This is a genomic window from Streptomyces phytophilus, assembly GCF_013870535.1.
Lineage (GTDB): Bacteria > Actinomycetota > Actinomycetes > Streptomycetales > Streptomycetaceae > Streptomyces > Streptomyces phytophilus.
The window spans coordinates 1-2232 of record NZ_JACBXC010001013.1 but is presented as its reverse complement, the minus strand read 5'-3'; the positions used below and the strand labels follow the sequence as shown (position 1 = coordinate 2232).

Below are 2232 nucleotides of genomic sequence, written 5' to 3'. Positions count from 1 at the left end.
CACCGGTCCCGAGGCGGTCGGCGCGGGCCAGGGGCTGCTCTGCGTAGCGGTCATGGCACTCACCCTATGCGGGCGGGCCCGCCCGCCGCAGGGTCCGGCCGCCGGCCTGTGGACAACCGGCGGGTTGTGGACAGCCGGGGCTGCGCGGGACGCGGATCGGCGCGGGCCGAAGGGGGCCGCGGCGGGCCCCAGGGGCTGTGCCGGGCGGATCAGAGGTCGAGCAGCCAGCGGGCGCCGCCCGCGAGGGCGCAGAGCGCGACGACGTAGAACAGGAGCACCCAGAGCCCGGCGGGGGTGTGCGTCAGCCGCCCCAACTGGTCGGCGTCCGACTGCGGCGCCTCGCCGCGGCGCCGCTTGCGCTGCAGCTCGAAGACCGGCCGTACCCCGCCGAGCAGCAGGAACCACACGGCCGCGTACGCGAACGCCGCCTGCACCTCCGGCTCGGTCAGCCAGGAGACGAGGAAGAAGGCGGCCCCGGTCAGGACGACGGTCACCACCCCGTACGCGTTCCTGATCATCAGGAGCATCGCCGCGAGCAGCGCGATCGCGCCCCACAGCGCCGCCGTGATGCGCCCGTCGGCAAGCAGCCAGGCGCCGGCGAGGCCGAGCAGGGGCGGGGCGGTATAGCCGGAGGCGGCGGTGAGGACCATGCCGAGGCCGGAGGGCCTGCCGCGGCTGACGGTCAGGCCGGAGGTGTCGGAGTGCAGGCGTATGCCCTCCAGGCGGCGCCCGGTCAGCACGGCGACCAGGCCGTGCCCGCCTTCGTGCGCGATGGTGACGGCGTTGCGCGCCACCCGCCATATGCCCCAGGTCATGACGGCGCAGAGCGCCACCAGCCCCGTCACCGCGACCAGCCACTCCGAGGGGTCGGGCTGCGTGCCGACGACGCGGTCCCACAGCTCGCCGAGGCTGGTTCCTTCCATGTGCCCTCCCGGTGCTCGGACGAGCAGGGTAGCCAAGGAGGCGTGTGCGGGCTGTCAGAGGGGCGTGGCAGTCTTGTCACCCATGTGCGGACGGTACGCGGCGAGCAGGAAACCCGAGGACCTCGTCAGCCTCTTCGAGGTGGAGAAGTGGGACGCGGAGGAGACGCTCGCGCCCGACTACAACGTGGCGCCCACCAAGAACGTGTACGCGGTGCTGGAGCGCCCCGAGCGGGACTCGGACGACCCCCGGCCGGTGCGGCAGCTGCGGGCGCTGCGCTGGGGCCTCGTGCCGTCCTGGGCGAAGAACCCGGACCTTGGCGTGAAGATGATCAACGCCAGGGCGGAGACCGTGCACGAGAAGCCGGCCTACCGCCGCGCGTTCGCCTCCCGGCGGTGCCTGCTGCCCGCCGACGGCTACTTCGAGTGGCTGACGTTCAAGGGCGAGCGGCAGCTTGAGGAGCAGGGCAAGAAGAAGCGGCCCCGCAAGCAGCCGTACTTCGTCACCCCGGTCGACGGCTCGGTCTTCGCGATGGCCGGGCTCTTCGAGTTCTGGCGGGACAAGACGCTGCCGGACGACGACCCGCGCGCGTGGTGGGTGACGTGCACGGTGCTGACGACGGAGGCGGAGACCACGGAGCTGGCGGGCGGTCGGGCGGGGGAGTCGGGGCCGCACACGCTCTCCGAGATCCACCCGCGGATGCCGCTGATGCTCACCCCGGACCGCTGGGACGCCTGGCTCGACCCGGCCAACAAGGACCCGGAGGCGCTGCGCGAGCTGCTGACCCCGCCGCCGGCGGGGCTGCTGCGGGCGTTCCCGGTGTCGACGCAGGTGAGCGATGTGCGGAACAACGGTGCGGAGCTGGTGGAGGAGATAGCGGCCCCGGAGGAGGAGACGCTGTTCTAGGGATTCATCGGCGTACGCCCGGCTTGGCGTGATTCGGTAGGGAATTTCCGCGGCGGTGCGGCCCGCGGAATCCGGGCCTTACACTCCGCGCTCATGTTCTCCACTCAGCACCTTCCCGACTTACTCGCGCGCGGTGGCCGCGGCGGCGGCTTCCGCGGTGGCGGCGCCGGCGGCTCCGGCGGGGGCGGCACGACGGCGCTCATCGTGATCGGAATCGTCGTCGTGGTCGTCGTCGTGCTCGTCGTGTACCTCCGCGTCCGGGCGAGGAGGAGGGAAACCGCGAGCGACTGATCCCCGGTGCGGGGCCGCCGGCGGCGCGTACGACTCGCCTAGATTGAGGCGCGTGAAGCCCACCACCGAGACCGTCGCCACCCCGCCGGGGGACGCCCGCATCACCTGGCACCG

The 2232-nt window shown here is 73.0% G+C and carries 3 protein-coding genes; 2 read left to right on the top strand and 1 reads right to left on the bottom strand.

Annotated elements, in window-relative coordinates; all coding sequences use genetic code 11:
• Window positions 1-209: 209 nt before the first annotated feature.
• The gene (locus H5J30_RS28400) at window positions 210-923 is read right to left on the bottom strand and encodes a M50 family metallopeptidase (RefSeq protein ID WP_181790146.1); all 714 of its coding nucleotides are present in this window, start codon (window positions 921-923) and stop codon (window positions 210-212) included.
• 82 nt (window positions 924-1005) lie between these two features.
• Here H5J30_RS28400 and H5J30_RS28395 point away from each other — a divergent pair, with 82 nt between their 5' ends.
• Both H5J30_RS28395 and H5J30_RS28390 read left to right on the top strand, forming a co-directional pair.
• Window positions 1006-1827: an SOS response-associated peptidase gene (locus H5J30_RS28395; protein ID WP_181790145.1), complete on the top strand. Its 822-nt coding sequence runs from the start codon at window positions 1006-1008 to the stop codon at window positions 1825-1827.
• A 93-nt stretch (window positions 1828-1920) separates the two neighbouring features.
• Entirely contained in the window at window positions 1921-2118 is a 198-nt protein-coding gene (locus tag H5J30_RS28390) for a hypothetical protein (RefSeq protein ID WP_181790144.1), read from the top strand.
• The last annotated feature ends 114 nt before the right edge of the window (window positions 2119-2232 follow it).

Excerpts from the sequence above, each read along its gene's own strand:
- H5J30_RS28400 (WP_181790146.1), bottom strand. The coding sequence starts at position 923 with ATGGAAGGAACCAGCCTCGGCGAGCTGTGGGACCGCGTCGTCGGCACG.
- H5J30_RS28395 (WP_181790145.1), top strand. The coding sequence starts at position 1,006 with ATGTGCGGACGGTACGCGGCGAGCAGGAAACCCGAGGACCTCGTCAGC.
- H5J30_RS28390 (WP_181790144.1), top strand. The coding sequence starts at position 1,921 with ATGTTCTCCACTCAGCACCTTCCCGACTTACTCGCGCGCGGTGGCCGC.